The sequence below is a fragment of the Streptomyces sp. NPDC000410 genome (assembly GCF_040300305.1).
GTDB lineage: Bacteria > Actinomycetota > Actinomycetes > Streptomycetales > Streptomycetaceae > Streptomyces.
The window spans coordinates 50,123-76,493 of the sequence record NZ_JBEPDM010000037.1 but is presented as its reverse complement, the minus strand read 5'-3'; the positions used below and the strand labels follow the sequence as shown (position 1 = coordinate 76,493).

The window sequence follows — 26,371 nt, the reverse complement described above, 5'->3', positions numbered from 1 at the left end:
ACTGGGCTGGAACCCCACAGCCACACCCGGCATCCCTGGGTCTCCCGATCCTACGAGTGACCGGAAACAACCCACCAACAACGTAAGGAACCCCATTGGACCGAACCGGCCGTGACCCGTTGTGTCCAGGAATCAGCCGGCGGGCCGGTCGGCCTGGTTATCCGGCTGGGCTATCCGGTGGGGCTGGACAGCAGCCCGACCTGGGCCGCGTACACCCCGGCCTGGAATCGGCTGCGGGCGCGCAGCAGCCCCATGATCTCGGTCGCGATCCTGCGGGCGGTGCGGGTGGAGACTCCGAGCCGCTTGCCGACGCTCTCGTCGGTGTGGCCCTGCGCGAGCAGCCGGAGCGCCGCCGCCTGCTGCCGGGTGAGCCGGTCCTCGGCGTTCTGGTGCGCCGCGCCGAGCGGGGTGGCGGTCTCCCAGCGGCTGTCGAACAGCTCGCCCAGCGCGGCCACCATCCCGGGCGCGTCGGTCAGCACCGCTCCGGCACCGGTGTCGTGGCGGTCGACGGCGGTGATCGCGAGCCGGCGGTCGTAGATCAGGACCTGGGTGGAGAGTTCGGGCACGGTACGGACCTGGCAGCCGATTTCGGCCAGCCACTGGGCGACCGCGAGGGCGTCGGGGTCGAGCCCGACGCTGTCCCGGTAGAGGATCCTGATCCGGACGCCGCCCGCCAGCAGCCGCTCCGGCAGCGGCGCGAGGGCCCGCATGCTGACCAGCGAACCGCTGCCGCCCGGACAGATGGCCATGAGGTCCTCGACGACCTCGGTGTTGAGCTTCTCCACCTGGTCGCGGATCCGGTCGAGTCCGTGCAGGTGCCGTACGGTCGGGATGACCGGCGCCCTGCCCTGGTCCTCGAGCTCGGAGAGCAGCCGGGCCGCGGCCGCCCGGCTCGCCTCCAGCCGCTCCTGGTGCGCGGCCAGCTTCTGCTGCTGGCGGGAGAGCAGGATCTGCATGCCGAGATCCGGGCTGACCGCGTGCAGCTCACGCGCCGGTTCGTCCGTCGGACGGACCAGCGCGTGCGCCTGCAGCCTGCCGAGTGCCCGGTGCAGGTCGACGTGCGAGAGCGACAGCCGGTCTCTTATGGCCACAAGCCCTTCGCCCGGATGCTCCAGCATGGTCCGGTAGACGCGCTCACTGACCGCATCCACTCCCAAGGGTTCAAGCAGCGTCACGATGGTCCCCCCCGTCCGTCAGTTGCTCCGTGGTCGGTACCGAGATGCGTGTATCGGCCTCTCAAGTACCTGTACGGCTACGGGAGGGATCGCGCTCATCCCTGTTGCAAGTCTGTGACCTGCGTCGCAGGGCGCCGGGGAGGGGTCGGGTCAGAAGCCGGGCGGCTCCGTGTACGTGCCCCACTCGTCGCGCAGCGCGTCGCAGATCTCGCCGAGCGTCGCCTCGGCCCGGACCGCGTCGAGCATCGGCTCGATCATGTTCGAGCCGTCGCGGGCGGCGGTGAGCATCGCCTCCAGCGAGGCCCGTACGCGTGCGTCGTCCCGGCGCGACTTGCGCTCGCCCAGGACGCGGACCTGCTCCCACTCGACCTCGTGGCTGACGCGAAGGATCTCCAGATCGCCGGTCACCGAGCCGTGGTGGACGTTGACGCCGACGACCCGCTTGTCGCCCTTCTCCAGCGACTGCTGGTAGCGGAAGGCGGACTCGGCGATCTCACCGGTGAACCAGCCGTCCTCGATGCCGCGCAGGATGCCGGAGGTGATGGGCCCGATGGGGTGCTGCCCGTCCGGGTGGGCGCGCAGTCCGCGCTCCCTGATCTGCTCGAAGATCTTCTCGGCGTCGGCCTCGATCCGGTCGGTGAGCTGCTCGACGTACCAGGAGCCGCCCAGCGGGTCGGCCACGTTGCCGACGCCGGTTTCCTCCATCAGCACCTGCTGGGTGCGCAGCGCGATCTCGGCGGCCTGTTCGCTCGGCAGGGCGAGGGTCTCGTCCAGGGCGTTGGTGTGCAGCGAGTTGGTGCCGCCGAGCACGGCGGCCAGGGCCTCCACGGCGGTGCGCACGACGTTGTTGTACGGCTGCTGCGCCGTCAGCGAGACACCGGCGGTCTGGGTGTGGAAGCGCAGCCACTGGGCCTTGTCGGTCTTCGCGCCGTAGACCTCCTTCATCCAGCGGGCCCAGATGCGGCGGGCCGCGCGGAACTTGGCGATCTCCTCGAAGAAGTCGACGTGGGCGTCGAAGAAGAAGGAGAGGCCGGGTGCGAAGACATCGACGTCCAGCCCGCGGGAGAGGCCGAGCTCCACGTATCCGAAGCCGTCCGCGAGCGTGTACGCCAGCTCCTGGGCGGCCGTCGAGCCCGCCTCGCGGATGTGGTAGCCGGAGACGGAGAGCGGCTTGTACGCGGGGATGGAGCGGGCGCAGTGCTCCATCAGGTCGCCGATCAGACGAAGGTGGGGCTCGGGCTGGAAGAGCCACTCCTTCTGCGCGATGTACTCCTTGAAGATGTCGGTCTGGAGCGTGCCGTTGAGCACGCCGGGGTCGACACCCTGGCGCTCGGCCGCGACCAGGTACATGCAGAAGACGGGGACGGCGGGCCCGCTGATCGTCATCGAGGTGGTGACGTCGCCGAGCGGGATGTCCTTGAAGAGGACCTCCATGTCGGCGGCGGAGTCGATGGCGACGCCGCAGTGTCCGACCTCGCCGAGCGAGCGCGGATCGTCGGAGTCCCGGCCCATGAGGGTGGGCATGTCGAAGGCGACACTCAGCCCGCCGCCGCCGGCGGCGAGGATCATCTTGTACCGCTCGTTGGTCTGCTCGGCGTTGCCGAAGCCGGCGAACTGGCGGATGGTCCAGGTGCGGCCCCGGTAGCCGGTCGGGTACAGGCCGCGCGTGAAGGGGTACTCACCGGGCCACCCGATCCGCTCGAAGCCGTCGTAGGTGTCCCCGGGCCTGGGCCCGTAGGCGGGCTCAACGGGGTCACCGGAGAGCGTGGTGAAGTCGGCGTTCCGCTTTTTGGCGGAGTCGTACCGGGCCTGCCAGCGTCGGCGGCCTTCCTGGATGGCGTCGGCGTCCATGCTTCGAATTTACTAGGACGTCCTAGTAAATGTCGATGGCAAACCTCCGCACGTATGTACGCACGGAGGTTTCGACTACGCCTTGGCGGCGGCGGGAACCGCGCCGCTGATCAGCGGCTCGACGTCGCCGGCGACCTTGCGCTCGACGAAGAAGGCGGCGAAGGGGATGGTGCCGGAGAGCAGCACCCACAGCAGCTTGCCGAACGACCACTTGGCCTTGGAGCCCAGGTCGAAGGCGAAGATCAGGTAGATGATGTAGAGGATGCCGTGGGCCTGGGAGACCGCGAAGGTGATGTCCTCGCCCGTGTCGAAGCCGTACTTGAACACCATGCAGGTGCACAGTACGAGCAGCATGACGGCGGTGACGTAGGCCATCACCCGGTAACGGGTCAGCACGCTCTTCTTCATGCCGATGAGCGTATCCGGCGGGTTTGGGCGATCTTGCAGCGGGTTAGGGCATGCCCTGAGTGTCGCCGGACGGCGGGGTCACGCCTCGTCGAAGTCGTTCGCCGAGACCCTCAACGGCCGCAGCAGCGCGAAGATCTCGGCGCACTCCTCGGCGTCGTACACGCCGAGCCCGAAGTCCATGGCCATCAGATCGCGGGTGGCGGCCTCCACCACCTCGCGGCCCTTGTCCGTGATGGAGGCGAGCGTTCCGCGCCCGTCGTTGGGGTTCGGGCGCTTGGCTACCAGGCCGGACCGCACCAGCCGGTCCACCGTGTTCGTCACGGACGTCGGGTGCACCATCAGCCGCTCGCCGATCTTGGACATCGGCAGCTCCCCGGCCTTGGAGAAGGTGAGCAGCACCAGCGCCTCGTACCGCGCGAAGGTCAGTCCGTACGGCTTGACGACGGCGTCGACCTCGGCGAGCAGGATCTGGTGGGCGCGCATGATCGAGGTGATCGCGGCCATCGAGGGCACGGGGCCCCAGCGCTGCTGCCAGAGCTCGTCGGCTCGGGCGATGGGGTCGAAGGGAAGGCTGAGGGGCTTCGGCACGGCACGACCTTACCCACTGGTCACATGCTGGTCAGCCTCGTCTCGCACTTCGGTCTCCGCGCACCGGCTCCCGCGCTTCGCGGGACGGCGTCGGGCGGCGTTCATCGCACCTGGAGCCACTTCGCGGCCGACGGCGTCCCCTCCCGGTCGACGGCGAAGAGCATGTACCAGCCGGGCGGCACCAGCGTCCGGTCCCCCGGCACGCGCACCGTCAGCGCGCCCGCCGCCCTGTCGATCGCGAGCTCGACCGACCGCTGCTCGACGTCCGTCGTCTGCGTGACCGCGCTCGGGCGCAGCAGCCGCGCCGCCACGATCCGCCCGGCGTCGGCGGTCCTGAACGTCGCCCGCCCCGCGCGGTCCGGCAGGCTCGGCCCGTCCCCGAGGACCGGCCGCTTCCCGCCCGGCCGGTGCAGATACGGCGGGGTGAAGACCTCCACTCGCCGCTCGAACGAGCCGAACCTGGTGTTCGCCGCGTCGGCGAACAGCGGATCGGAGCCGAAGGTCGCCACCCGCCCGTCGGGCAGCAGCAGCGCCCCCGAGTGGTGGTTGCGCCCGACGGCCGGATCGGCGGCGGCCCGGAAGACGTTCCGTCCCGGGTCGTAGAAGCGCGCCTCGCGGACGTCGCTCGTGCCGCGCCCCCGGTAGTCCTGCGAGCCGCCGCTGGTGAACACCGTGTCGTCCGGCAGCAGTACGGCGCCGAGATAGCGGGTGGCCCGCGGCAGTGCGTGCCCGGCGCGGAAGAGAGGGCTCGCCCCTCCGACGGCGGCGACGGCCGTCCGCTCCGTCGCCCCGCGGGCCGGGCCCGCGGCGCCGCCACCGAGCACCATCACCTTCTGGTCCTGCGCGGGCGGCAGGAGGAGCGACGCGGCGGACTCCAGCCGGTCCCGGCCGGTGAGCCCGCCGACCGGCCGGAACGTGTTCGTCCGCAGGTCCCACAGGCCCGGCCCCGGCCCCCCGCCCGTGCCGGCCCCGCTGTGGAAGAGCTCGCCGCCCCGGGTGAGGAAGAGCGCGGGCCGGCCGGGGAAGGAGCGGGAGGGCCCCGGGGACCACGTGCCGGTCCCCGGGTCGTAGATCTCGCTCCGCTCGCTGCCGCCGGAGACGGCGAGCACCCTGCCGTCGTCCAGGGTCACCAGCGTCGGGTTGCGCCGGGGCTCCCGCATCGGTGCGACGGGGACGTACTTCTCCGCCTTCGGGTCGAACACGTACGCGGCCCTGGTGCCCCGGAAGTCCTGGCTCTCGTTCTTGCCCCGGATCGCCCCGTCGTCCCGGACGTCGTGGCGCGCGGTGCCGCCGGCCACCAGCAGCCGGCCGTCGGGGAGCTGGGCGTGCCCGGCGCCGAAGAAGTCCCCGGGGGTGGGGACCGGCGTGAACGTGTTCCTCGCCGGGTCCCACAGGGTGCTCTCGAACGTGCCCCGCTCGAACTTCTTCTCGTCGTTGCCCGAGCCCGCGATCAGCAGCACCTTGCCGGTGTGCAGCAGCGCGGCGTGGATCGCGTTGAGCCGGGCCCCGGAGGGGACGTCCAGCACCTTCCAGGAGCCGTACGCGGCCCGGTAGCCCGGCCGGCCGGTCCGGTACTCGTGGTACGTCCGCTCGGCGAGCGAGAACACGGCCGGGCCGTTGAGCCCGGCGAGCAGCAGCAGCACGCCACCACCCAGCAGGGCCTTCCTGGGCCACACGGATACCTCCAGCCGTCGCGCACGATCGCCATCCCCCACGAAAGGGGACGGCGCTCCGTGCGGCGACCGGAGGCGTCCGGGCGAGCTACTGGCCCTCGGCCCGCAGATGACGCTCGACGGTCTCGACCTTCGACGTCATCCCGTCCGTGACACCGGGCCTGACGTCGGCCTTGAGGACGAGCGACACGCGCGGCGCACGCGCCTCGACGGCGGCGACGGCGCGCTTGACGACGTCCATCACCGCGTCCCACTCGCCCTCGACGGACGTGAACATCGCGTCCGTGCGGTTCGGCAGCCCCGACTCGCGCACGACCCGTACGGCGTCGGCGACGTACTCGCCGACCTCCTCGCCGACTCCGAGCGGGGTGACGGAGAAGGCGACGATCACGCGCCCACCGTGCCCTCACGGCGGGCGCGGGAGGCGATGACGGCGTCCGACTCGTACCGCTTGAGGACCTTGTCGCCGTACAGGCCGCCGAACGGCAGCAGCGCGAGCAGGAAGAAGAAGGCGACCCGCTTGAACGGCCACTTCGCGCTGTTCCACACGTCGAGCAGAAGCACCGCGTAGATCACGAACAGCACTCCGTGGATGATTCCGAGCGGCATCATCAGGAAGTCGATGTCCGAGATCCGGCTCAGCAGCGAACCGAAGATCAGCAGGGCGGGGAACGACAGCGCCTCCGGAATGGAGATGAGGCGAAGCCGGTGCAGGGCGGTGGCGGTCTTGATGTCCACTGGGGCACCTTCGTTTGATCTTGTGAATGGATGCACAAGGGCGCGCCCATTCTGACAGCCGCCTTTGCCCGACCTTTGCCCGGGGTCGGCATCGGCTCGGCGCCGGGACCGGCCCCGGGATGGCGTCAGGGTCGATTCAGGGTCCGTTCGCCCCAAGGGCCCTGTTCGGGGCGTCCCGCCGCCCAGTACCGTCACCCCCGTGGCAATGTTCCGACTTCAAGGCAGCAAAGTGCTCGCCGTCGACATGACCGGTGACGCCGTCAAGGCGAAGAACGGGTCGATGGTCGCGTACGACGGCCAGATGGCCTTCAAGAAGCTCTCCGGCGGCGGTGACGGCCTCCGCGGCATGGTGACCCGACGCCTCACCGGTGAGCAGATGGAGATGATGGAGGTGAAGGGCCAGGGCACCTGCTATTTCGCCGACCGTGCGTCCGAGATCAATCTCGTCGCGCTGCACGGCGACAAGCTGTTCGTCGAATCGAGCAATCTGCTCTGCACGGATGGCGGGCTGCGCACCGGCACCAGCTTCACGGGTCTGCGCGGCGGCGCGACGGGCAACGGCCTGTTCACGACGACCGTCGAGGGCACCGGCCAGGCGGCGATCATGTCGGACGGCCCGGCGGTGGTGCTGCGCGTCACTCCTCAGTACCCGCTCTCCGTCGACCCCGGGGCGTACATCGCGCACCAGGGCAACCTCCAGCAGAACTTCCAGTCCGGTGTGACCTTCCGCACGCTGATCGGTGAGGGCGGCGGCGAGGCGTTCCAGATCCGCTTCGAGGGCGACGGGATCGTGTACGTACAGCCGAGCGAGCGCAACACGATCGCAGGGGACGTGTGACATGCCCTTCCGTGAGATCAACTCGAAGATGGTCGAGGCGACGGTCGTCCCCGGCCAGAAGATGTACAGCCAGCGCGGCGCGATGCTCGCGTACAAGGGCTCGGTGTCCTTCACCCCGAACATGGCGGGCGGCCAGGGCGGCGTGATGTCGATGATCGGGCGGCGCGTCGCCGATGAGGCGACCCCGCTGATGACGGTCGAGGGGTCCGGGACCGTGATGTTCGGCCACGGCGGCCACCACATCCAGGTGATCCAGATGGCCGGCGACACCCTGTACGTCGAGGCCGACCGGCTGCTGGCCTTCGACGGGACGCTGCAGCAGGGCACGATGTTCATGGGCTCGCAGGGCGGGGTCATGGGCATGGTGCGCGGACAGGTCACCGGCCAGGGCCTGTTCACCACGACCCTGAAGGGCCATGGCGCGGTCGCGGTCATGGCGCACGGCGGGGTGATCGAGCTGCCGATCACCCCCGGCCGGCCGGTCCACGTCGACCCGCAGGCCTACGTCGCGCACCACGGCGACGTACGGAACAAGCTCTCCACCGCGCTGGGCTGGCGGGACATGGTGGGGCGCGGCTCGGGCGAGGCGTTCCAGCTGGAGCTGAGCGGCAGTGGTGCGGTGTACGTCCAGGCGTCGGAGGAGAAGCTGTGAGCACGCCGGTGGTTTTCGACCCGATGACCCTGCCGAGCGACGACAACGTCAATCCGTACACCTTCTGCGTGGAGCTCAAGGGCTCCCAGTGGTTCCTGCAGAAGGGCAAGATGATCGCCTACTACGGGCAGATCAACTTCAACGGAATCGGCCACGGCCGGTTCGACGGACTGCTGCGGAGCTCGTTCCACTCGCCTCTCCACGCGAGCGACTGGGTGGTGGCCGAGGGCAGCGGCAAGATGCTGCTCGCCGACCGCGCCTTCGACGTGAACTCGTTCGACCTGGACGAGGGCAACCTCACGATCCGCTCCGGCAATCTGCTGGCGTACCAGCCGACGCTGGCACTGAAGCAGTCGATCGTGCCGGGCTTCCTGACGCTGATCGGCACGGGGAAGTTCGTGGCGGCGTCCAACGGCCCCGTGGTCTTCATGGAGCCGCCGATCCGGGTGGACCCGCAGGCGCTGGTGGGCTGGGCCGACTGCCCCTCGCCCTGCCACCACTACGACCACGGCTACATGAGCGGGGTCATGGGCGGCCTGCGGCAGCTCGCCGGGATCGGCGGGGCGTCGGGCGAGGAGCACCAGTTCGAGTTCGTGGGCGCCGGTACGGTGCTCCTCCAGTCGACCGAGACCCTGATGCCGGAACAGGCCACGGGGATGGTCCCGGGGGGAGCCGGCGTACCGGGCGGTGGCCATGGGGGTCATGGGGCATCTGGTCAACACGGGTCCACCCCGCGTCTTCCCGGCCAGCTTGGGGACCTCCAGCGCCGCTTCGGTCTGTGAGCGGTAGTCTGCGGAGTGTGACGTCCCGAACGTCTGCGCCCTTGGGTGGGGGACCCGAGTGCCCGGACGTCACACTCATCACACTCGTCACACTCCCAGACTCGTCCGGAATTCAACTTCTTAGGTAGAATCCATATATGGAGACCGAGACGGCCACGACGACGGCCACGCGCTGGCTCAGCGATGCCGAACAGTGCGCATGGCGCACCTATCTGGATGTCAACAGACTGCTGACCTACCAGATGGAGAAGGACCTTCAACCGTTCGGCCTGACGAACAACGATTACGAGATCCTCGTGAACCTCTCCGAGTCCGCGGAGCTGCGGATGCGGATGAGTGATCTGGCGGCTGCCACGCTCCAGTCCAAGAGCCGGCTCTCCCACCAGATCACCCGCATGGAGAACGCGGGTCTGGTCCGCCGCGAGAACTGCGAGTCCGACCGGCGCGGGCTGTACGCGGTCCTGACCGACCACGGCCTGGAGACCATGCGCAAGGTCGCGCCGCACCACGTCGAGTCCGTGCGCCAGCACTTCATCGACCTGCTGTCGTCCGACGCGCTCGCGGACCTGCGCGAGGCGCTGTCGCCGGTGGCGGACCACTTGCGGGGCCGACGCGGAAAGGTCTGACGGGGGCGCTGCCCCGGGGCTCCGGGGTGGGGGTTGGCCAGGGGTACGGGTGGGGGGCGCCTGCGGCGGGCTTTTTCCCCTACCCGCCCCTTCCCGCAACTGGGGCTCCGCCCCAGACCCCGCGCCTCAAACGCCGGCGAGGCTGAAAGAACGGGGGCTTCGCCCCCAGACCCCCGCACGGCCTTCGGCCGTGTCCTCAAGCGCCGGACGGGCTGGAAACTCCAGCCCCTCCGGCGCTTGAGGAGCGGGGGTTCGCGGGCGGAGCCCCCGCAAAGAGGGTCTGGGGGCCTCCTAGGCCGTGTCTGACAAATCCCGCCTGGCGCCCTGCGGGCGGACGGCGGTATTTGTCAGACACGGCCTAACCCGCCCAGGGCAGCCGAAGTTCGAAGCGGGCTCCGCCCCGTGGGGCGGTGGAGGTCGTCAGCGTGCCTCCGTGGCGGTGAGCCACATCCCGGGCGATCGCGAGACCCAGCCCCGCCCCGCCCGCGTCACGCGTACGGGCCTCGTCGAGGCGCACGAAGCGCTCGAAGATCCGTTCCCGCTCCGCATCCGGAACCCCCTCCCCGTCGTCGTCGACCGCGAGCACGACGCGGTCTCCCGCACGCCACACGCTCACCGACACCGCCGTCCGCGCGTGCCGCTGGGCGTTGTCCAGCAGGTTGCCCAGCACCCGCGCCAACTGTCCGCGCGAACCCGCCACGTCGAGCCCCTCACCGGCGTCGACCGCCACCGGGACCCGGGCGGCGGGGCGCTGCGAGACCTCCTCCCGGACCAGGGCCCCCAGGTCGAAGCGCGTACGACCCGGCCGCTCCCCCGCGTCCAGCCGGGCGAGCAGCAGAAGATCGGCGGCCAGCTGCTGCAGTCGTACGGTGTCCGCCACCGCGCCCGGCACGTCCAGCAGGTCCGGGTGCGCGGCGCCGACCTCCAGCTGGGTGCGCAGCGAGGCGATCGGGTTGCGCAGTTCATGGGACGCGTCGGCGACGAACCGCCGCTGCCGCTCGACGGAGGTCTCCAGCGCGGCGAGCGTGTCATTGGTCGTACGGGCGAGGCGGGCGACCTCGTCACGCGAGTCCGGCACCGGGACCCGGCGCGAGAGGTCCGCCGAGGCGGTGATCGCGGCCATCTCGGCCCGGATGCCCTCCACGGGCCGCAGTGCGCGCTGCGTGACCAGCCAGGTCACACCCGCGACGACGGCCAGCAGCACGGGCAGCCCGATCAGCATCGCGTCGCGCACCGTCCCGACCGCCTCCCTTTCGGCGGCGAGCGGCGCCCCCGCGTGCACGGTGACCGTCCCACCGCCGGGAACGGTCGCCTCGACGGCCGCGAACCGGTAGTCCGCCGTCTCCCCGTCCACCGTCGCGGTGCCGCTCTCCTCGTCGGCCCCGGACATCGCCTCCAGGTCCTCGCTCGCGGCCCGTACCTTCCCGTCCTCGCCGGTCACCCGCACCGGGCGCTCCTCGCCGTCGGGCAGCTCCAGCCGGTCGTAGGGGACACCGAGGTCGATCTGCGCCGCGACGTCCCGCGCGGTGACCTCCGCCTCGAGCGCGGCCCGGTCCGTCAGGTGCGTACGCAGGACGAGCAGGACGGCCAGGCCCGCGCCGATCAGCGCCACGGCGACGACGAGGGTGGCGCCGATCGCGGCCCGCGCCCGGACGGACCTCACGAGTTCACCAGCCGGTAGCCGGCGCCACGCACGGTCTGGATGGCGTCGGCACCCAGTTTGCGGCGCAGCGCGCTGACGTAGACCTCGACGATGTTCGGGTCGCCCTCGTACGCGAAGTCCCAGACGTGCTCCAGGATCTCCGGCTTGCCGACGACCTCCCCGGCCCGTAGGGCGAGCTGTTCCAGCACCGCGAACTCCTTGGCCGTGAGCACGATCTCGTCCTCGCCCCGGTGCACCCGGCGCGCGGCGGTGTCGACGGCGATCCCGCCCGCGCGCAGCACCGGGGAACCCCCGGCACGGGCCCGGCGGCGCAGCAGCGCCCTGACCCGGGCGACCAGGACGACGTACGAGAACGGCTTGGTCAGATAGTCGTCGGCGCCGGTGTCGAGCCCCTCGGCCTCGTCGTACTCGCCGTCCTTCGCGGTCAGCATCAGGATCGGCACGTCGTGCCCGGCCGCGCGCAGGGCGCCGCACACGCGGTAGCCGTTCATGCCGGGCAGCATGATGTCGAGGACGACGAGGTCGTACGAGCCCTCACCTGCACGGTGCAGCCCCTCCAGGCCGTCGTGCACCACGTCCACGGCGAAGCCCTCGGCGGTGAGGCCCTTGGCCAGGGACAGGGCGAGTCGTGTCTCGTCCTCCACGATCAGCAGGCGCATGGGGCCAGGGTCCCAAACCGGACCTGAAGGCGCCTTCAGGTGACTTCAGGTGGGCTTCAGCCGGGTCCGGCCAGTGTGGACTCCGTCATCGCAACCGAGTCGCACAGGAGGCACCCTCATGAAGCGCAAGTTTGTCATCTCGACGATCGCCGCGGCCGTGCTTGTGGGCGGGGGCACGGCGACGGCGTTCGCCGTCGTGCCGGACGGGACCGCGAAGGTCACGACGGCCCCGTCGGCCGCCCCGAAGGCCCCGGAGGCCCCGGAGGTCACCATCGAGGAGGCCGCCGACGCGGCACTGCGCGCGGTTCCCGGCACCGTGACGTCTGCCGAGCTCGATGAGGCGGGCTGGGAGGTCGAGGTGCGGGGCAAGGACGGGAAGGAGCACGAGCTGCGGGTGGACGCGAAGACGGCGAAGGTCACGCCGGACGCGGACGCGGACGCCGAGGCCGAGGCCGAGGACGCCTCGGACGACGACTGACCCCCTGCGGGGGGGGCCGGGGGCGCGGGGAGGCCCCGCGCCCCCGGCGCCTGACCGCGACGCACACGCCTGCGGGCCAGGCCCCCGCCGGGCACCACCCGAGGCACACCTCGCTTGCGGGCCGGGCCCGAGGAGTCGAGCCCGGAGGGACCCCACCCCGCCACCCACCGACGGCAGCCGGGGCGGCGACCCCGACCGGGGTCGCCCGGCCGCGGGTCACCCCTTCGTGAGGCCCGCCACCAGGTCGTCCGCCGCCGTGTACGGGTCGAGTTCGCCCGCCACGATCCGTTCCGCCAGCGCGCCCAGGCGCCGGTCCCCGTGCAGGTCTCCGATCCGCTCGCGCAGGGCGGTGACCGCGATCGTCTCGACCTCGTGGGCCGCGCGGCGGGCGCGGCGGGCCGTCAGGACGCCGTGCTCCTCCATCCAGGCGCGGTGCTTCTCCAGGGCCTCGACGACCTCGTCGATGCCCTCGCCCCTCGCCGCCACCGTCTTCACGATCGGCGGCCGCCAGTCCCCCGGCGCCCGGGACTCGCCCAGCCCCAGCATGTGGTTGAGCTCGCGCGCGGTGGCGTCGGCGCCGTCCCGGTCCGCCTTGTTGACGACGTACACGTCGCCGATCTCCAGGATGCCCGCCTTCGCGGCCTGGATCCCGTCGCCCATGCCCGGCGCGAGGAGCACGACCGACGTGTCCGCCTGCGACGCGATCTCGACCTCCGACTGTCCGACGCCGACGGTCTCCACGAGCACCACGTCGCACCCGGCCGCGTCCAGCACGCGGATCGCCTGCGGGGCGGCCCACGCCAGCCCGCCCAGGTGCCCGCGCGTCGCCATCGAGCGGATGTAGACGCCGGGATCCGACGCGTGCTCGGACATCCGCACCCGGTCACCCAGCAGCGCACCGCCGCTGAACGGCGAGGACGGGTCGACCGCCAGCACGCCCACCCGCTTCCCGGCCCGCCGGTACGCCGTCACCAGCGCCGACGTGGATGTCGACTTGCCGACACCCGGCGACCCGGTCAGGCCCACCACGTACGCGCCACCGGTCAGCGGAGCCAGCTCCGCCATCACCTCGCGGAGCTGGGGGGACGCCCCCTCGACGAGTGAGATCAGCCGGGCCACGGCCCTGGGCCGACCCTCCCTCGCCTGGGCGACCAGCTGGGGGACGTCCACCATCGTGCCTGCTCCGTTCGTCGTGGGGCGTAGTGGGACTCAGAGAAACTCAGAGGGGCTCTGAGCGGCTTACTTGCCCGGTACGCGCACGATCAGCGCGTCGCCCTGACCGCCGCCACCGCACAGCGCCGCCGCGCCGACCCCGCCACCGCGCCGCTTGAGCTCGAGCGCCAGGTGCAGGACGACCCGCGCACCGGACATGCCGATGGGGTGCCCGAGCGCGATCGCGCCACCGTTCACGTTCACCTTTTCCGGGGATACCCCGAGGTCCTTCATTGACTGCACGGCGACCGCCGCGAAGGCCTCGTTGATCTCGATCAGGTCGAGGTCGGAGACCTCCAGGCCCTCCTTCTTCAGGGCGTGCGCGATCGCGTTGGACGGCTGCGACTGGAGCGAGTTGTCCGGGCCCGCCACGTTGCCGTGCGCGCCGATCTCGGCGATCCACTCCAGGCCGAGCTCCTGGGCCTTGGCCTTGCTCATCACGACCACCGCCGCAGCGCCGTCGGAGATCTGCGAGGACGTGCCCGCCGTGATCGTGCCGTCCTTGGCGAAGGCGGGCCGCAGCTTGCCGAGCGACTCCACGGTGGTCTCCCCGCGGATGCCCTCGTCCTTGCTGAAGACGACCGGCTCGCCCTTGCGCTGCGGGATCTCGACGGGCGTGATCTCGGCCTCGAAGATGCCGTTCTTCTGCGCGGCGGCCGCACGCTGGTGCGAGAGCGCGGCGATCTCGTCCTGCTCGGGCCGGGCGATGCCGAGCCGGGTGTTGTGCTTCTCCGTCGACTCGCCCATGGCGATGCCCTCGAAGGAGTCGGTGAGACCGTCGTACGCCATGGCGTCGAGCATCTCGATCGCGCCGTACTTGAAGCCCTCGCGGGACTTCGGCAGCAGGTGCGGCGCGTTGGTCATGGACTCCTGGCCACCGGCGACGATCACGTCGAACTCGCCGGCGCGGATCAGCTGGTCGGCGAGCGCGATCGCGTCGAGCCCGGAGAGGCAGACCTTGTTGATGGTCAGCGCGGGCACGTTCATGGGGATGCCGGCCTTGACGGCGGCCTGCCGGGCGGGAATCTGGCCGGCGCCGGCCTGAAGCACCTGGCCCATGATCACGTACTGCACCTGGTCCCCTCCGATCCCGGCGCGGTCGAGCGCGGCCTTGATCGCGAAGCCGCCCAGATCGGCGCCGGAGAAGGACTTCAGGGAGCCGAGGAGCCGTCCCATGGGCGTGCGGGCCCCGGCGACGATCACGGAGGTGGTGCTGTTCGTTCCAGACATGAGAGGGGTTCCCCTTCCAGCGCGGCGGCTGAGGAGTGAACGAGGGTTTACTTGAACTGTACTGAGCGGTACGAGCCCGGGTCACCGGCCAGTCGGTGTGATGGCGCGCACGTTGCGTAACCACCGTCCGAGCGCTGCACTGGAGCCATGCTGACGCGAATCGACCACATCGGGATCGCCTGTTTCGACCTCGACAGGACCGTCGAGTTCTACCGTGCGACGTACGGCTTCGAGGTGTTCCACAGCGAGGTCAACGAGGAACAGGGCGTGCGCGAGGCCATGCTCAAGATCAATGAGACCTCGGACGGCGGCGCCTCCTACCTCCAGCTCCTGGAGCCCACCCGGGAGGACTCCGCCGTGGGCAAGTGGCTGGCCAAGAACGGTGAGGGGGTGCACCACATCGCCTTCGGCACCGCGGACGTCGACGGCGACGCCCAGTCCATCCGCGACAAGGGCGTACGCGTCCTCTACGACGAGCCGCGCATCGGCTCGATGGGCTCCCGGATCACGTTCCTGCACCCCAAGGACTGCCACGGCGTCCTGACGGAACTCGTCACCTCCGCCGCCCCGTCCACCGACCCGTCCTCGGCGGAGCACTGACCTCCGGATTCCCGGCCCGGTAGAGTGGGCGGCTCCGGGCCGGGGCCGGAACGGGGCCGCGCCACGGGCGCTGTCTGTTGGCGACGTGCTGTCTGCCAACATTCCCCGGGGGGCCGTTCACCGCGAACGGTGCTCATCTGTAGAGAGTTACCGACCAGGGGACGGATGGGACCGCGCAGTGCGGGGCTACGAACGCCAGGAGAGCCACCGAGCTGACGACGACCACCTCTCGCGGTTCGAAGCCGAGATGGACCGGCTGAAGACCGAGCGGGAGAAGGCCGTCCAGCACGCCGAGGACCTCGGGTACCAGGTCGAGGTGTTGCGCGCCAAGCTCCACGAGGCGCGCCGCGCTCTCGCGACCCGGCCCGCGTACGACAGCGCCGACCTCGGCTACCAGGCCGAGCAGCTGCTCCGTAACGCCCAGATCCAGGCCGACCAGCTGCGCTCCGACGCCGAGCGCGAGCTGCGCGAGGCCCGCGCGCAGACCCAGCGCATCCTCCAGGAGCACGCCGAGCACCAGGCCCGCCTCCAGGCCGAGTTGCACGCCGAGGCCAACCAGCGCCGCCAGCGGCTCGACCAGGAGCTCGCCGAGCGCCGCCAGACCGTCGAGGCGCACGTCAACGAGAACGTCGCCTGGGCCGAACAGCTGCGTGCCCGCACCGAGTCCCAGGCCCGCCGGCTCCTCGACGAGTCCCGCGCCGAGGCCGAGCAGGGACTGGCCGCCGCCCGCGCCGAGGCCACCCGGGTCGCCGAGGAGGCCCGGCAGCGGCTCGGCTCCGAGGCCGAGGCGGCCCGTACCGAAGCCGAAGCGATCCTGCTGCGCGCCCGCAAGGACGCCGAGCGGCTCCTGAACGCCGCCTCCACGCAGGCGCAGGAGGCCACCAGCCACGCCGAACAACTGCGCGCCACCACCACCGCCGAGTCGGACCAGGCGCGCCAGCAGTCGGCCGAGCTCAGCCGCGCCGCCGAACAGCGACTGGCCGAGGCGGACGAAAAGCTGCGCGAAGCCCGCGCGGAGGCCGACAAGGTCCTCACCGAGGCCAAGGACTCCGCGGGCAAGACGCTCGCGAGCGCCGAGTCGGCGAACGAGCAGCGCACCCGCACCGCCCGCTCGGAGATCGCGCGGCTCGTCGGCGAGGCCACCAAGGAGTCCGAGGCCCTCAAGGCCGAGGCGGAGCAGGCCCTCGAGGATGCCCGCGCCAAGGCGGAGAAGCTGGTCTCGGAGGCCGCCGAGAAGGCCCGTACGGTCGCCGCCGAGGATTCGGCCGCGCAGCTCGCGAAGGCCGCCCGTACCGCCGAGGAAGTCCTGAACAAGGCCTCCGAGGAGGCCAAGGCGACCACCCTCAAGGCCAAGGAGGAGGCCGACCGGATCCGCGGCGAGGCCGAGTCCGAGGCGGACCGGCTGCGGGCCGAGGCCCATGACACGGCCGAGGAGCTCAAGGGCGCCGCGAAGGACGACACCAAGGAGTACCGGGCCAAGACGGTCGAGCTCCAGGAGGAGGCGCGCAGGCTGCGCGGCGAGGCGGAGCAGCTGCGCGCCGAGGCCGTCGCCGAGGGCGAGCGGATCCGGAGCGAGGCGCGCCGCGAGGCCGTCCAGCAGATCGAGGAGGCGGCCCGTACCGCCGAGGAGCTGCTGACCAAGGCGAAGGCGGACGCGGACGAGGTCCGTTCCGGGGCGACCGCCGAGAGCGAGCGCGTTCGTACGGAAGCGATCGAGCGGGCCACGACGCTGCGTCGGCAGGCCGAGGAGACGCTGGAGCGCACCCGCGCCGAGGCCGACCGGCTGCGCGCCGAGGCCGAGGAGCAGGCGGACGAGGCGAGGGCCGCCGCCGAGCAGGCGGCCGACGCGCTGCGCGAGGAGACGGAACGTGCGGTCGCCGCGCGGCAGGCGGAGGCGGCCGACGAGCTGACCCGGCTGCACACCGAGGCCGAGTCCCGGCGCGACGCCGCCGAGCAGGCGCTCACCGACGCCCGCGCCGAGGGCGAGCGGCTGCGCCGGGAGGCCGGGGAGGAGACCGAGCGGCTGCGGTCCGAGGCGGCCGAGCGGATCCGTACGCTCCAGGCCCAGGCCGAGCAGGAGGCCGAGCGGCTGCGGTCCGAGGCTGCGTCCGACGCCTCGGCGTCACGTGCCGAGGGCGAGGCCGTGGCCGTACGGCTGCGGACCGAGGCCGCCACGGAGGCCGAGCGGCTGCGGTCGGAGGCGCAGGAGAAGGCCGACCGGGTACGGAGCGAGGCCGCGGCCGCCGCCGAGCGGGTCGGCGCGGAGGCCACGGAGGCGCTCGCCGCCGCCCAGGAAGAGGCCGGCCGGCGCCGCCGGGAGGCCGAGGAGATCCTCAGCGGCGCCCGCACGGAGGCCGACCAGGAGCGCGAGCGGGCCCGCGAGCAGAGCGAGGAGCTGCTGGCCTCCGCCCGTAAGCGGGTCGAGGAGGCGCAGACCGAGGCGCAGCGTCTCGTGGAGGAGGCGGACCGGCGGGCCACCGAGATGGTGTCGGCCGCCGAGCAGACCGCCCAGCAGGTACGGGACTCCGTCGCCGGTCTCCAGGAGCAGGCCGAGGAGGAGATCGCCGGGCTGCGCAGCGCCGCCGAGCACGCGGCCGAGCGGACGAGGAACGAGGCGCAGGAGGAGGCCGACCGGGTCCGTTCCGACGCGTACGCGGAGCGGGAGCGGGCGAGCGAGGACGCGGGCCGGATCCGCGCCCGCGCCGACGAGGAGACTGAGGCCGCCAAGGCGCTCGCCGAGCGGACCATGGCCGACGCGATCGCGGATTCCGAGCGGTTGCGTACGGACAGCGCCGAGTACGCGCAGCGGATGCGCACGGAGGCCGCCGACGCGCTCGCGTCGGCCGAGCAGGACGCGGCGCGCGCCCGCGCGGAGGCCCGCGAGGACGCCAACCGCATCCGCTCCGAGGCCGCCGCGCAGGCCGACCGGCTGGTGGGCGAGGCGTCGGGCGAGGCCGAGCGGATCACCGCGGAGGCGGCGGAGCTGCTGTCCACGGCCGAGCGGGACGCGGCACGGCTGCGCACCGAGGCCGAGCAGGTCAAGGCGGACGGTGAGGCGGAGGCCGAGGGCCTGCGCGCGGCCGCCCGCGCGGACGGCGAGCAGGTGCTGGACGAGGCCCGCGGGGCCGCCGACAAGCGGCGCGCGGACGCGGCCGAGCAGGCCGACCAGCTCATCGCCGAGGCGGCCGGGGAGGCCGAGCGGCTGCGCGCCGAGGCGGCGGAGACGGTCGACGAGGCGCGCAAGGCCGCGGACCAGCGCCGCGCGGACGCGGCCGAGCAGGCCGACCAGCTCATCGCCGAGGCGGCCGGGGAGGCCGAGCGGCTTCGCGCCGAGGCGGCCGGCGAGGCCGAGCAGATGCGCGCCGAGGCGGCCGAGACGGTGGGCTCGGCGCAGCAGGCCGCGGACCGCATCCGGTCCGAGTCGGAGCGGCTGCGGCGGGACGCCGAGAGCGCGGCCGAGCAGATGCGCGGGGAGGCCCGCGAGGAGGCCGACCGTACGCTCGACACGGCCCGTCGTGACGCGGCCAAGCGGCGCGCGGACGCGGCCGAGCAGGCCGACCAGCTCATCGCCAAGGCCCAGGAGGAAGCGCTGCGCGCGGCCACCGAGGCCGAGGAGCAGGCCGACACGATGGTCGGCGTGGCCCGCAAGGAGGCCGAGCGGCTGGTCGCCGAGGCGACCGTCGAGGGCAACTCGCTGGTCGAGAAGGCCCGTACGGACGCCGATGAGCTGCTGGTGGGGGCGCGGAGCGACGCGACGGCCATAAGGGAGCGTGCGGAGGAGCTGCGCAGCCGTATCGAGAGCGAGATCGAGGAGCTGCACGAGCGGGCGCGCCGGGAGTCGGCCGAGCAGATGAAGGCGGCGGGCGAGCGTTGTGACCAGTTGGTGAAGGCCGCCACGGCGCAACAGGCCGAGGCCGAGGCCAAGGCCAAGGAGCTGGTCTCGGACGCCAACTCGGAGGCCGGCAAGGTGCGGATCGCCGCGGTGAAGAAGGCCGAGGCGCTGCTCAAGGAGGCCGAGCAGAAGAAGGCCGACCTGAGCCGCGAGGCCGAGAAGATCAAGGCGGACGCGGAGCGCGAGGCCGACCGCATGATTTCCGAGGGCAAGCGGGAGCTGGACGTACTGGTGCGCAGGCGCGAGGACATTCAGGCGGAAATCTCGCGCGTCCAGGACGTACTGGAGGCTTTGGAGTCATTCGAGGCGCCGACCTCGGCCAAGGCTGCATCCATGAGCGGCTCCGCCGCGGACGGGGCCAAAGCGGGCGCGGCAGCGGGGGTTACACGTTCGAGCGGCAAGTCGTCCGAGAGCTAGCCACTCAAAAGGCTGGACATTCTCCATATCAAACGGGCATCCGCTCGATGACACGCCGCTTCGGCCCCTAGGATTCCCCCTATCACCTCACCGGTCTCATTCGACAGGAACCCCATGAGCGACACTTCCTCCCCCTTCGGCTTCGAGCTCGTGCGGCGTGGGTACGACCGCGGTCAGGTGGACGACCGCATTACCAAACTCGTCGCCGACCGTGACAGTGCTCTCGCACGGATCACCTCTCTGGAAAAGCGCATCGAGGAGCTCCACCTCGAAACGCAGAATGCCCAGGCCCAGGTCACCGACGCCGAGCCGTCGTACGCCGGGCTCGGTGCGCGTGTCGAGAAGATCCTCCGTCTCGCCGAGGAGGAGGCGAAGGACCTGCGCGAGGAGGCCCGTCGCGCCGCCGAGCAGCACCGTGAGCTCGCCGAGTCGGCCGCGCAGCAGGTGCGCAACGACGCGGAGTCGTTCGCGGCGGACCGCAAGGCGAAGGCCGAGGACGAGGGCGTCCGGATCGTCGAGAAGGCCCAGGGCGAGGCGAACTCGCTGCGTGCCGAGGCGCAGAAGGACGCGCAGTCCAAGCGCGAGGAGGCGGACGCCCTCTTCGAGGAGACCCGCGCGAAGGCCGCGCAGGCCGCTGCCGACTTCGAGACGAACCTGGCGAAGCGCCGGGAGCAGTCCGAGCGGGACCTGGCGTCGCGTCAGGCGAAGGCGGAGAAGCGGCTCGCGGAGATCGAGCACCGCGCGGAGCAGCTGCGCCTGGAGGCCGAGAAGCTGCGCACGGACGCGGAGCGCCGGGCCCGTCAGACGGTGGAGACGGCGCAGCGGCAGGCCGAGGACATCGTGGCCGACGCGAACGCCAAGGCGGACCGGATCCGTTCGGAATCGGAGCGCGAGCTGGCGGCGCTGACGAACCGCCGCGACTCCATCAACGCGCAGCTGACCAACGTCCGCGAGATGCTGGCCACGCTGACGGGCGCCGCGGTCGCCGCGGCGGGCACCCCGGCGGACGACGAGCCGATCTCGCGGGGCGTCCCGGCCCAGCAGTCGCGCTAGTCGCCTGTCGGCAGCCTCGTACGAACCTCGTGTGCCCGGCACCGTCATGGTGCCGGGCACACGTGTGTGCGGGTGTACCAAATCAGGCGGATCCGGTAGCGGCGGCCACCCCGCGCCCGTAACGTGAACGCATGATCGAGCTCGAAGGCCTCACCAAGCACTTCGGCGACAAGGTCGCGGTCGACCATCTCTCCTTCCACGTCCGGCCCGGTGTCATCACCGGCTTCCTCGGGCCGAACGGAGCGGGCAAGTCGACGACCATGCGCATGATGCTCGATCTGGACAACCCCACCAGCGGGTCCGTCCGCATCGACGGCAAGCACTACCGGGAGCTTCAGGAGCCGCTCAAGTACGTCGGCGCGCTGCTGGACGCGAAGGCCATGCACGGCGGCCGCACCGCGTACAACAATCTGCTCTGTCTGGCGCAGGCGAACCGGATCCCGGCGCAGCGCGTGGCGGACGTGCTCGACATCGTCGGGCTGACGGCGGTGGCCAGGAAGAAGTCCAAGGGGTTCTCGCTCGGTATGGGCCAGCGGCTGGGAATCGCCGCCGCGTTGCTCGGTGATCCGCGCGTACTGCTCTTCGACGAGCCTGCCAATGGTCTGGACCCCGAGGGAATTCACTGGATCCGCCATCTGATGAAACAGCTCGCCGCCGAGGGTAGAACGATCTTCGTCTCGTCTCACCTGATGAGCGAAATGGCACTCACGGCCGATCACTTGATCGTGATCGGCCAGGGCCGGTTGCTCGCCGATACGTCAATGGCGGATTTCATCCATCAGAACTCCCGCAGTTATGTCCGGCTCCGCTCGCCTCAGCAGGAACGACTGCGCGACATCCTGCACGAATCCGGCCTGACCGCCATCGAATCGGGCAACGGCACGCTGGAGATCGACGGCGCCACGACCGAGGAGCTCGGCGAACTGGCGGCGCGGCACCGGATCGTGCTGCACGAGCTGAGCGCTCAGCGGGCCTCGCTGGAGGAGGCGTTCATGCAGATGACGGCGGGCTCGGTGGAGTACCACGCGCACTCCACCGAAACCGGCACCGGCACGGCCGCTGAAACCGGCATCGGCACCGGAAAGGAAGCCTGACCCATGGCATCGGTACCCGCCGTTCTCCAGTCCGAGTGGACCAAGATCCGTACGGTCTCCTCCACCACCTGGACCCTGGTCAGCGCCCTCGCCGTGACGGTCGCGCTGAGCGCCGCGCTCTGCGCGCTGGTGGCGGCGACGTTCGACGACATGTCGGAGCTCGAGCAGGCCACGTTCGACCCGACCCTGATCAGTTTCTCCGGGATGGTGCTGGGGCAGCTCGCGATGGTCGTCTTCGGCGTCCTCGTCGTCGGCACGGAGTACAGCTCCGGAATGATCCGTACGTCACTGGCGGCCGTTCCGCAGCGCGCCACCTTCCTCTTCAGCAAGATCACGGTGGCGGGGCTGCTGGCGCTCGCGGTGGGCCTCGCGACCAGCTTCCTCACCTTCTTCCTCGGCCAGGCCCTGCTGGGAGAGCACCGTACGACCATCGGCGAGGAGAACGTCCTGCGCGCGGTGGTCGGCGGCGGGCTCTACATGGGGCTGATCGCGGTCTTCTCGATGGGGGTCGCGGCGATGCTGCGCAGCTCGATGCTGTCGCTGGGCATCCTGATGCCGTTCTTCTTCCTGGTCTCGCAGATCCTGTCGCAGGTCCCGTACGCGAAGGACGTCGCCCGCTACTTCCCCGACCAGGCCGGATCCAAGATCATGCAGGTGGTGCCGTCCGCGCTGAACACGGAGGAGGCCCCCTACGGACCGTGGGGCGGGCTCGGCATCATGCTGCTCTGGGTCGCGGGCGCGCTCATCGGCGGGTTCGTGGTCCTCAAGAAGCGGGATGCGTGACACAGCACAGGATCGGCTTGGGCGGAACCGTCAAGAGCTGGATATCCTCCTAACTCTTACGGGGGCGTGCGGCCGGCTGCGGTCAGTGCCCCGACGACCTGAACTGTCGATGGGGCTGGAGAATGATCGAGGCAGTCGGCCTGACGAAGCGCTACGGCGCCAAGACGGCCGTGTACAACCTTTCCTTCCAGGTGCGGCCGGGTTCCGTCACCGGCTTTCTCGGGCCCAACGGTTCCGGCAAGTCGACGACCATGCGCATGATCCTCGGTCTTGACGCACCGACTTCCGGCCACGTCACGATCGGCGGCCACCCCTTCCGGCAGCTGCCGAACGCACCGCGTCAGGTCGGCGCGCTGCTCGACGCCAAGGCCGTGCACGGCGGGCGAAGCGCGCGGAACCATCTGCTGTCGCTCGCGCAGCTCTCCGGCATCCCGGCCCGCCGGGTCGACGAGGTGCTCGGCGTCGTCGGTCTGCAGGATGTCGCGAAGCGGCGTTCCAAGGGCTTCTCGCTGGGTATGGGGCAGCGGCTCGGCATCGCGGCGGCGCTGCTCGGCGACCCGCAGGTGCTGCTCTTCGACGAGCCGGTCAACGGCCTCGACCCCGAGGGCATCCTCTGGGTGCGCAACCTGATGAAGCAGCTGGCCGCCGAGGGCCGTACCGTCTTCGTCTCCTCGCACCTGATGAGCGAGATGGCCCTCACCGCCGACCACCTGATCGTGATCGGGCGCGGGCAGCTGCTCGCGGACATGAGCGTCAAGGACTTCATCTCGAACAACTCCGCGGACTTCGCGCGGGTGCGTACGCCGCACACCGAGCCGCAGCAGCGGGAGAAGCTGACGGGCGTCCTCACCGAGGCCGGCGGGCAGGTCATGCCGGAGGCGGACGGGGCCCTGCGGGTGACCGGACTGGCGCTGCCGACGATCAGCGACCTGGCGCACGGGGCCGATGTCCGGCTCTGGGAGCTCTCGCCGCACCAGGCCTCGCTGGAGGAGGCGTACATGCGGATGACGCAGGGCGCCGTGGACTACCGCTCGACGAACGACCAGCGGGCCGGTCTGATGCAGCAGCAGCCGATGGGGTACGCGGCGCAGCCCGTCGCCGCCCCCGACGTACCGCAGCAGGGCTGGTACGCCCCGCCGCCGCCCGGACAGAACCCGTACGCCGCCCCCGGCGCACCCGTCGGCGCCCCGCCCGTCGCGCCGCCTGCCGCCCCCGCCGAAGCCCCGCCCGCGCCCGCGCCCGCCGCCGACCTGACCAAGCCCGAGGACGCCCGATGACCGCCCCCACCCATCACCAGCAGCAGCCGGGCGTCGGCTACGCCTCGCCCATCCCGGTGCGCAAGGCGCACCTGGGCGACGCCCTCGCCTCCGAGTGGACCAAGATCCGGTCCGTGCGGTCCACGATGTGGACGCTCGGCGTCATGATCCTCCTGATGGCCGGTATCGGTCTGGGTTTCGCCGCGATCGTCGCGAGCTCCGGCGTCAGCACCGAGGGCGAGTCGGCCCTCCCCCTCGGCTTCTTCGGTGTGCTGCTCGGATCGATCTGTGTCATCACGCTCGGCGTGCTCACGATCGCCTCCGAGTACGGCACCGGCATGATCCGTACGACGCTGACGGCGTGCCCCAGCCGCGCCCGGGTGCTGACCGCCAAGGCGCTCGTCTTCTTCCTGCTGGTCTTCACCGTCACCACGCTGACCGCCGGCTTCGTCGCCGTGGTCCAGGTGGCCCTCGTGGACGCCGCCGAGCCGACCGGCCAGGAGTGGCTGCGCGCGACCGTGGGTGTGGGCCTGTTCATCGCGCTGCTCGGGCTGCTGGCCCTGGCCGTCGGGGCGATGATCCGTCACTCGGCGGGCGCGATCACGCTCATGATCGGTCTGATGCTGCTCCCGCTGGTGGCGGCCATGTTCATGTTCTCGGAGTCGCTGGTGGAGATCCAGCGGGTGCTGCTGGACTACTCGATCCCGAGCCAGATCATCGCGCTCTACAGCGAGGCCACGCCGGACGGGACCGGCCCCGCGGGCTGGGAGCCGATGTGGATCATGCTCGGGGCGGCCGCCGTCGCGATGGGCGGCGCGTACCTCACGCTGCAGAGCCGCGACGTCTGAGCGGCTTCAGTACCTCGGCGCGTTACGGGACCGCTGCACCCGCGAGGTGCGGCGGTCCTTCGCGTTCCAGCACGCCTTGTGCCAGTGCCGCCGGTCCTCCACACCCCCGTACTCGGGCCAGGCCACCACGTGCGGCGTGCCTGAGGGGATCTCCTGGTCGCATCCGGGGCAGCGATAGCGCTTGCCGACGGCGCTCGCTCCGGCGACATGACGTACGCACCACTCCTCGCCCTGCCAGCTCTCCGTGCGCTGCACACCGCCGTAGCGGTCGCCCGGCTCGCTCGCGCGGTCGGTCGGATTCTCGCCGCCTCGGGGGCGGTTGCGGCGCGGGGACACGTGAACACCTCACGGGCAGAACGGACAGTTCCCTCCAGCGTACGGTCCGCGGCGGCGGGTAGGCGCCTCCCATCGGCCCGGAGCACGGCACCCGTAGGGGCCAGTTACCGGAAAATCGCAACAACTTCACGTGTGGCCGTGCCTTTGGCACGTGCGGGGCGTTGTTGCCTGCGAGGGGGGAGTGCCGCGTCGGCCGCAAGGAGGCAGAAGGCGATGCGCGTTGGAGCTTTTGTACTGGCCGCCCAGTTCCCGGGCCAGGGCCAGGGGGAGGCACTGCACCGGGCCGTACGGTCCGCCGAGGCCGCCGAGGCGTCGGGACTCGACTCGGTCTGGCTGGCCGAGCACCACTTCGTGCCGTACGGCGTCTGCCCGTCGGCGGTGACCCTGGCCGCGCTGCTGCTCGGCCGCACCGAGCGGATCCGGGTGGGCACGGCGGTGAGCGTGCTGCCGACGGTCCACCCGGTGGCGCTCGGCGAGCAGGCCGCTCTGCTGCACCTCACATCCGGGGGACGGTTCTCGCTCGGAGTGGGCCGGGGCGGGCCCTGGGTCGATCTGGAGGTCTTCGGCTCCGGTCTCCCGGCGTACGAGGACGGCTTCCCCGAGTCGCTGGATCTGCTGCGGCGATGGCTGCGCGATGCCCGGGTGTCCGCCCAGGGAGAACGATTCAGCTTCCGTGAAGTCGCCGTCGTACCAAGGCCGGACGAACTCATCGGCGGTGCGGGCGAGGGGCCGGAGGTGATCGTCGCGTGTACGTCCCCGACGAGCGTACGGCTGGCCGCCGAGCGCGGGCTGCCCATGCTCCTCGGCATGCACTGCGGCGACGACGACAAGGCGGAGATGGTCGCCCTGTGGCGCAGGCACGCGCTCGCGGCCGGCCACGCGCCGGAGGCCGTCGCGGGCGCCGGGCATGTGTCGGCCGGGGTGGCGCAGATCGCCGATACCCGCGCCCAGGCCGAGGAGACCCTGCTGAAGGCGATGCCGGGGTGGCTGAAGAAGGGGCTCGACGCCCATGTCACGGTCGACGGCCGCCGGCGCTCGATGCGCGATCCCGTGGCGTACACGGAGCTGCTGTGCGGACTGCATCCCGTGGGCCCGCCGCGGCTGGCCGCCGACCGGCTCGCCGCCACCGCGGAGCGCACCGGCATCACGCGTTTCGCGCTGCTCGTCGAGGGCTCCGGCGATCTGGCGGCGACGGAGGAGAACGTCCGGCGTCTGGGCAGCGACGTACTGCCGCTGCTCGTGTAGGGGGTGTCCGGCGGACCAGGCTGGATCATCGAGCGGCGGCATGCGGCTTCGGATCCAAGGCGGAGGAGGGAGGCATGGCGGAGCCATGCCGACTGACGACAACGCAGGAGACGGGGTCGCAGGGCGTCGCGAGCCCAGCCTGGTCCGCCGGACACCCCCTAAGGGTGCGGGCCGCACTCTCGTACGGCCCGCACTCCCGCGCCGGCCCGTCATCCGGCTGATGCCGCCACTCCGCGCCGGGAAGCTCCGGGCCGGGAGATTCCGTGCCAGGAGC

At 71.4% G+C, this 26,371-nt stretch carries 25 protein-coding genes; 13 read left to right on the top strand and 12 right to left on the bottom strand.

The genetic code is table 11. The annotated features are described in order from the left end of the window. Nucleotides 1-170: 170 nt before the first annotated feature. The 7 genes from ABT342_RS28350 to ABT342_RS28320 all read right to left on the bottom strand — a co-directional run bounded on the left by ABT342_RS28350 (nucleotide 171) and on the right by ABT342_RS28320 (nucleotide 6,433). A complete protein-coding gene (locus tag ABT342_RS28350) occupies nucleotides 171-1,175 on the bottom strand; it encodes a helix-turn-helix domain-containing protein (protein WP_351579839.1) in 1,005 nt (334 codons plus the stop codon). A 150-nt stretch (nucleotides 1,176-1,325) separates the two neighbouring features. Continuing rightward, nucleotides 1,326-3,026: a coenzyme B12-dependent isobutyryl-CoA mutase large subunit gene (gene icmA / locus ABT342_RS28345; protein WP_351579836.1), complete on the bottom strand. Its 1,701-nt coding sequence runs from the start codon at nucleotides 3,024-3,026 to the stop codon at nucleotides 1,326-1,328. 75 nt (nucleotides 3,027-3,101) lie between these two features. Beyond that, a complete protein-coding gene (locus ABT342_RS28340; protein WP_351579833.1) occupies nucleotides 3,102-3,434 on the bottom strand; it encodes a DUF3817 domain-containing protein in 333 nt (110 codons plus the stop codon). A 78-nt stretch (nucleotides 3,435-3,512) separates the two neighbouring features. Next, nucleotides 3,513-4,022 carry a MarR family winged helix-turn-helix transcriptional regulator gene (locus ABT342_RS28335; protein ID WP_351579830.1) on the bottom strand — a complete coding sequence of 170 codons (510 nt, stop codon included), beginning with the start codon at nucleotides 4,020-4,022 and terminating at the stop codon, nucleotides 3,513-3,515. 101 nt (nucleotides 4,023-4,123) lie between these two features. Beyond that, entirely contained in the window at nucleotides 4,124-5,698 is a 1,575-nt protein-coding gene (locus tag ABT342_RS28330; protein WP_351579827.1) for a galactose oxidase early set domain-containing protein, read from the bottom strand. 85 nt (nucleotides 5,699-5,783) lie between these two features. Further along, nucleotides 5,784-6,086, bottom strand: a complete 303-nt coding sequence (locus tag ABT342_RS28325) for an MTH1187 family thiamine-binding protein (RefSeq protein ID WP_351579824.1) — start codon at nucleotides 6,084-6,086, stop codon at nucleotides 5,784-5,786. Further along, nucleotides 6,083-6,433: a DUF3817 domain-containing protein gene (locus tag ABT342_RS28320; protein WP_351579821.1), complete on the bottom strand. Its 351-nt coding sequence runs from the start codon at nucleotides 6,431-6,433 to the stop codon at nucleotides 6,083-6,085. The genes ABT342_RS28325 and ABT342_RS28320 overlap by 4 nt, the downstream gene beginning before the upstream one ends. Nucleotides 6,434-6,638: 205 nt before the next feature. On the opposite strand from ABT342_RS28320, the gene ABT342_RS28315 reads away from it, so the two are divergent. From ABT342_RS28315 to ABT342_RS28300, 4 genes are all read left to right on the top strand, one after another. Further along, nucleotides 6,639-7,271 (top strand): AIM24 family protein, encoded by a 633-nt coding sequence (locus tag ABT342_RS28315; protein WP_351579852.1) that lies wholly within the window; start codon nucleotides 6,639-6,641, stop codon nucleotides 7,269-7,271. 1 nt (nucleotide 7,272) lies between these two features. Further along, nucleotides 7,273-7,923, top strand: coding sequence for an AIM24 family protein (locus tag ABT342_RS28310; protein ID WP_351579818.1), 651 nt, complete (start codon nucleotides 7,273-7,275; stop codon nucleotides 7,921-7,923). After that, on the top strand, nucleotides 7,920-8,705 hold the full coding sequence (locus tag ABT342_RS28305) for an AIM24 family protein (protein ID WP_351579815.1): 786 nt from the start codon (nucleotides 7,920-7,922) through the stop codon (nucleotides 8,703-8,705). The genes ABT342_RS28310 and ABT342_RS28305 overlap by 4 nt, the downstream gene beginning before the upstream one ends. 137 nt (nucleotides 8,706-8,842) lie before the next feature. Beyond that, nucleotides 8,843-9,331, top strand: a complete 489-nt coding sequence (locus tag ABT342_RS28300) for a MarR family winged helix-turn-helix transcriptional regulator (RefSeq protein ID WP_351579813.1) — start codon at nucleotides 8,843-8,845, stop codon at nucleotides 9,329-9,331. Between the two features lie 358 nt (nucleotides 9,332-9,689). Here the strand turns inward: ABT342_RS28300 and ABT342_RS28295 are convergent, their stop codons facing one another. Beyond that, on the bottom strand, nucleotides 9,690-10,994 hold the full coding sequence (locus ABT342_RS28295) for a sensor histidine kinase (protein WP_351579811.1): 1,305 nt from the start codon (nucleotides 10,992-10,994) through the stop codon (nucleotides 9,690-9,692). Then, nucleotides 10,991-11,653: a response regulator transcription factor gene (locus ABT342_RS28290; protein ID WP_351579808.1), complete on the bottom strand. Its 663-nt coding sequence runs from the start codon at nucleotides 11,651-11,653 to the stop codon at nucleotides 10,991-10,993. The genes ABT342_RS28295 and ABT342_RS28290 overlap by 4 nt, the downstream gene beginning before the upstream one ends. Before the next feature lie 118 nt (nucleotides 11,654-11,771). On the opposite strand from ABT342_RS28290, the gene ABT342_RS28285 reads away from it, so the two are divergent. Then, nucleotides 11,772-12,131, top strand: a complete 360-nt coding sequence (locus ABT342_RS28285) for a PepSY domain-containing protein (RefSeq protein WP_351579805.1) — start codon at nucleotides 11,772-11,774, stop codon at nucleotides 12,129-12,131. Between the two features lie 216 nt (nucleotides 12,132-12,347). Here the strand turns inward: ABT342_RS28285 and meaB are convergent, their stop codons facing one another. Beyond that, nucleotides 12,348-13,304 carry a methylmalonyl Co-A mutase-associated GTPase MeaB gene (gene meaB, locus ABT342_RS28280; RefSeq protein ID WP_351579802.1) on the bottom strand — a complete coding sequence of 319 codons (957 nt, stop codon included), beginning with the start codon at nucleotides 13,302-13,304 and terminating at the stop codon, nucleotides 12,348-12,350. A 66-nt stretch (nucleotides 13,305-13,370) separates the two neighbouring features. Further along, a complete protein-coding gene (locus ABT342_RS28275; RefSeq protein ID WP_351579799.1) occupies nucleotides 13,371-14,573 on the bottom strand; it encodes an acetyl-CoA C-acetyltransferase in 1,203 nt (400 codons plus the stop codon). Between the two features lie 147 nt (nucleotides 14,574-14,720). On the opposite strand from ABT342_RS28275, the gene mce reads away from it, so the two are divergent. The 7 genes from mce to ABT342_RS28240 all read left to right on the top strand — a co-directional run bounded on the left by mce (nucleotide 14,721) and on the right by ABT342_RS28240 (nucleotide 24,516). Beyond that, complete coding sequence (mce, locus tag ABT342_RS28270; protein ID WP_351579796.1) at nucleotides 14,721-15,173, top strand: methylmalonyl-CoA epimerase; 453 nt, start codon at nucleotides 14,721-14,723, stop codon at nucleotides 15,171-15,173. 178 nt (nucleotides 15,174-15,351) lie between these two features. Further along, on the top strand, nucleotides 15,352-19,482 hold the full coding sequence (gene scy / locus ABT342_RS28265; protein WP_351579793.1) for a polarized growth protein Scy: 4,131 nt from the start codon (nucleotides 15,352-15,354) through the stop codon (nucleotides 19,480-19,482). A 114-nt stretch (nucleotides 19,483-19,596) separates the two neighbouring features. After that, nucleotides 19,597-20,535 (top strand): coiled-coil domain-containing protein, encoded by a 939-nt coding sequence (locus tag ABT342_RS28260; protein WP_351579790.1) that lies wholly within the window; start codon nucleotides 19,597-19,599, stop codon nucleotides 20,533-20,535. A gap of 131 nt (nucleotides 20,536-20,666) precedes the next feature. After that, complete coding sequence (locus tag ABT342_RS28255) at nucleotides 20,667-21,629, top strand: ABC transporter ATP-binding protein (RefSeq protein ID WP_351579787.1); 963 nt, start codon at nucleotides 20,667-20,669, stop codon at nucleotides 21,627-21,629. Nucleotides 21,630-21,632: 3 nt separating this feature from the next. Then, nucleotides 21,633-22,412 carry an ABC transporter permease gene (locus ABT342_RS28250; RefSeq protein ID WP_351579784.1) on the top strand — a complete coding sequence of 260 codons (780 nt, stop codon included), beginning with the start codon at nucleotides 21,633-21,635 and terminating at the stop codon, nucleotides 22,410-22,412. A gap of 122 nt (nucleotides 22,413-22,534) precedes the next feature. Then, on the top strand, nucleotides 22,535-23,689 hold the full coding sequence (locus ABT342_RS28245) for an ABC transporter ATP-binding protein (protein ID WP_351579781.1): 1,155 nt from the start codon (nucleotides 22,535-22,537) through the stop codon (nucleotides 23,687-23,689). Next, nucleotides 23,686-24,516 carry an ABC transporter permease gene (locus ABT342_RS28240; RefSeq protein ID WP_351579778.1) on the top strand — a complete coding sequence of 277 codons (831 nt, stop codon included), beginning with the start codon at nucleotides 23,686-23,688 and terminating at the stop codon, nucleotides 24,514-24,516. The genes ABT342_RS28245 and ABT342_RS28240 overlap by 4 nt, the downstream gene beginning before the upstream one ends. 6 nt (nucleotides 24,517-24,522) lie before the next feature. Here the strand turns inward: ABT342_RS28240 and ABT342_RS28235 are convergent, their stop codons facing one another. Beyond that, nucleotides 24,523-24,852, bottom strand: coding sequence for an Rv1322 family protein (locus ABT342_RS28235; RefSeq protein WP_351579775.1), 330 nt, complete (start codon nucleotides 24,850-24,852; stop codon nucleotides 24,523-24,525). A gap of 213 nt (nucleotides 24,853-25,065) precedes the next feature. Between ABT342_RS28235 and ABT342_RS28230 the strand changes: the two genes are divergently transcribed. Beyond that, the gene (locus tag ABT342_RS28230) at nucleotides 25,066-26,097 is read left to right on the top strand and encodes an LLM class flavin-dependent oxidoreductase (RefSeq protein WP_351579772.1); all 1,032 of its coding nucleotides are present in this window, start codon (nucleotides 25,066-25,068) and stop codon (nucleotides 26,095-26,097) included. Nucleotides 26,098-26,371: the final 274 nt, after the last annotated feature.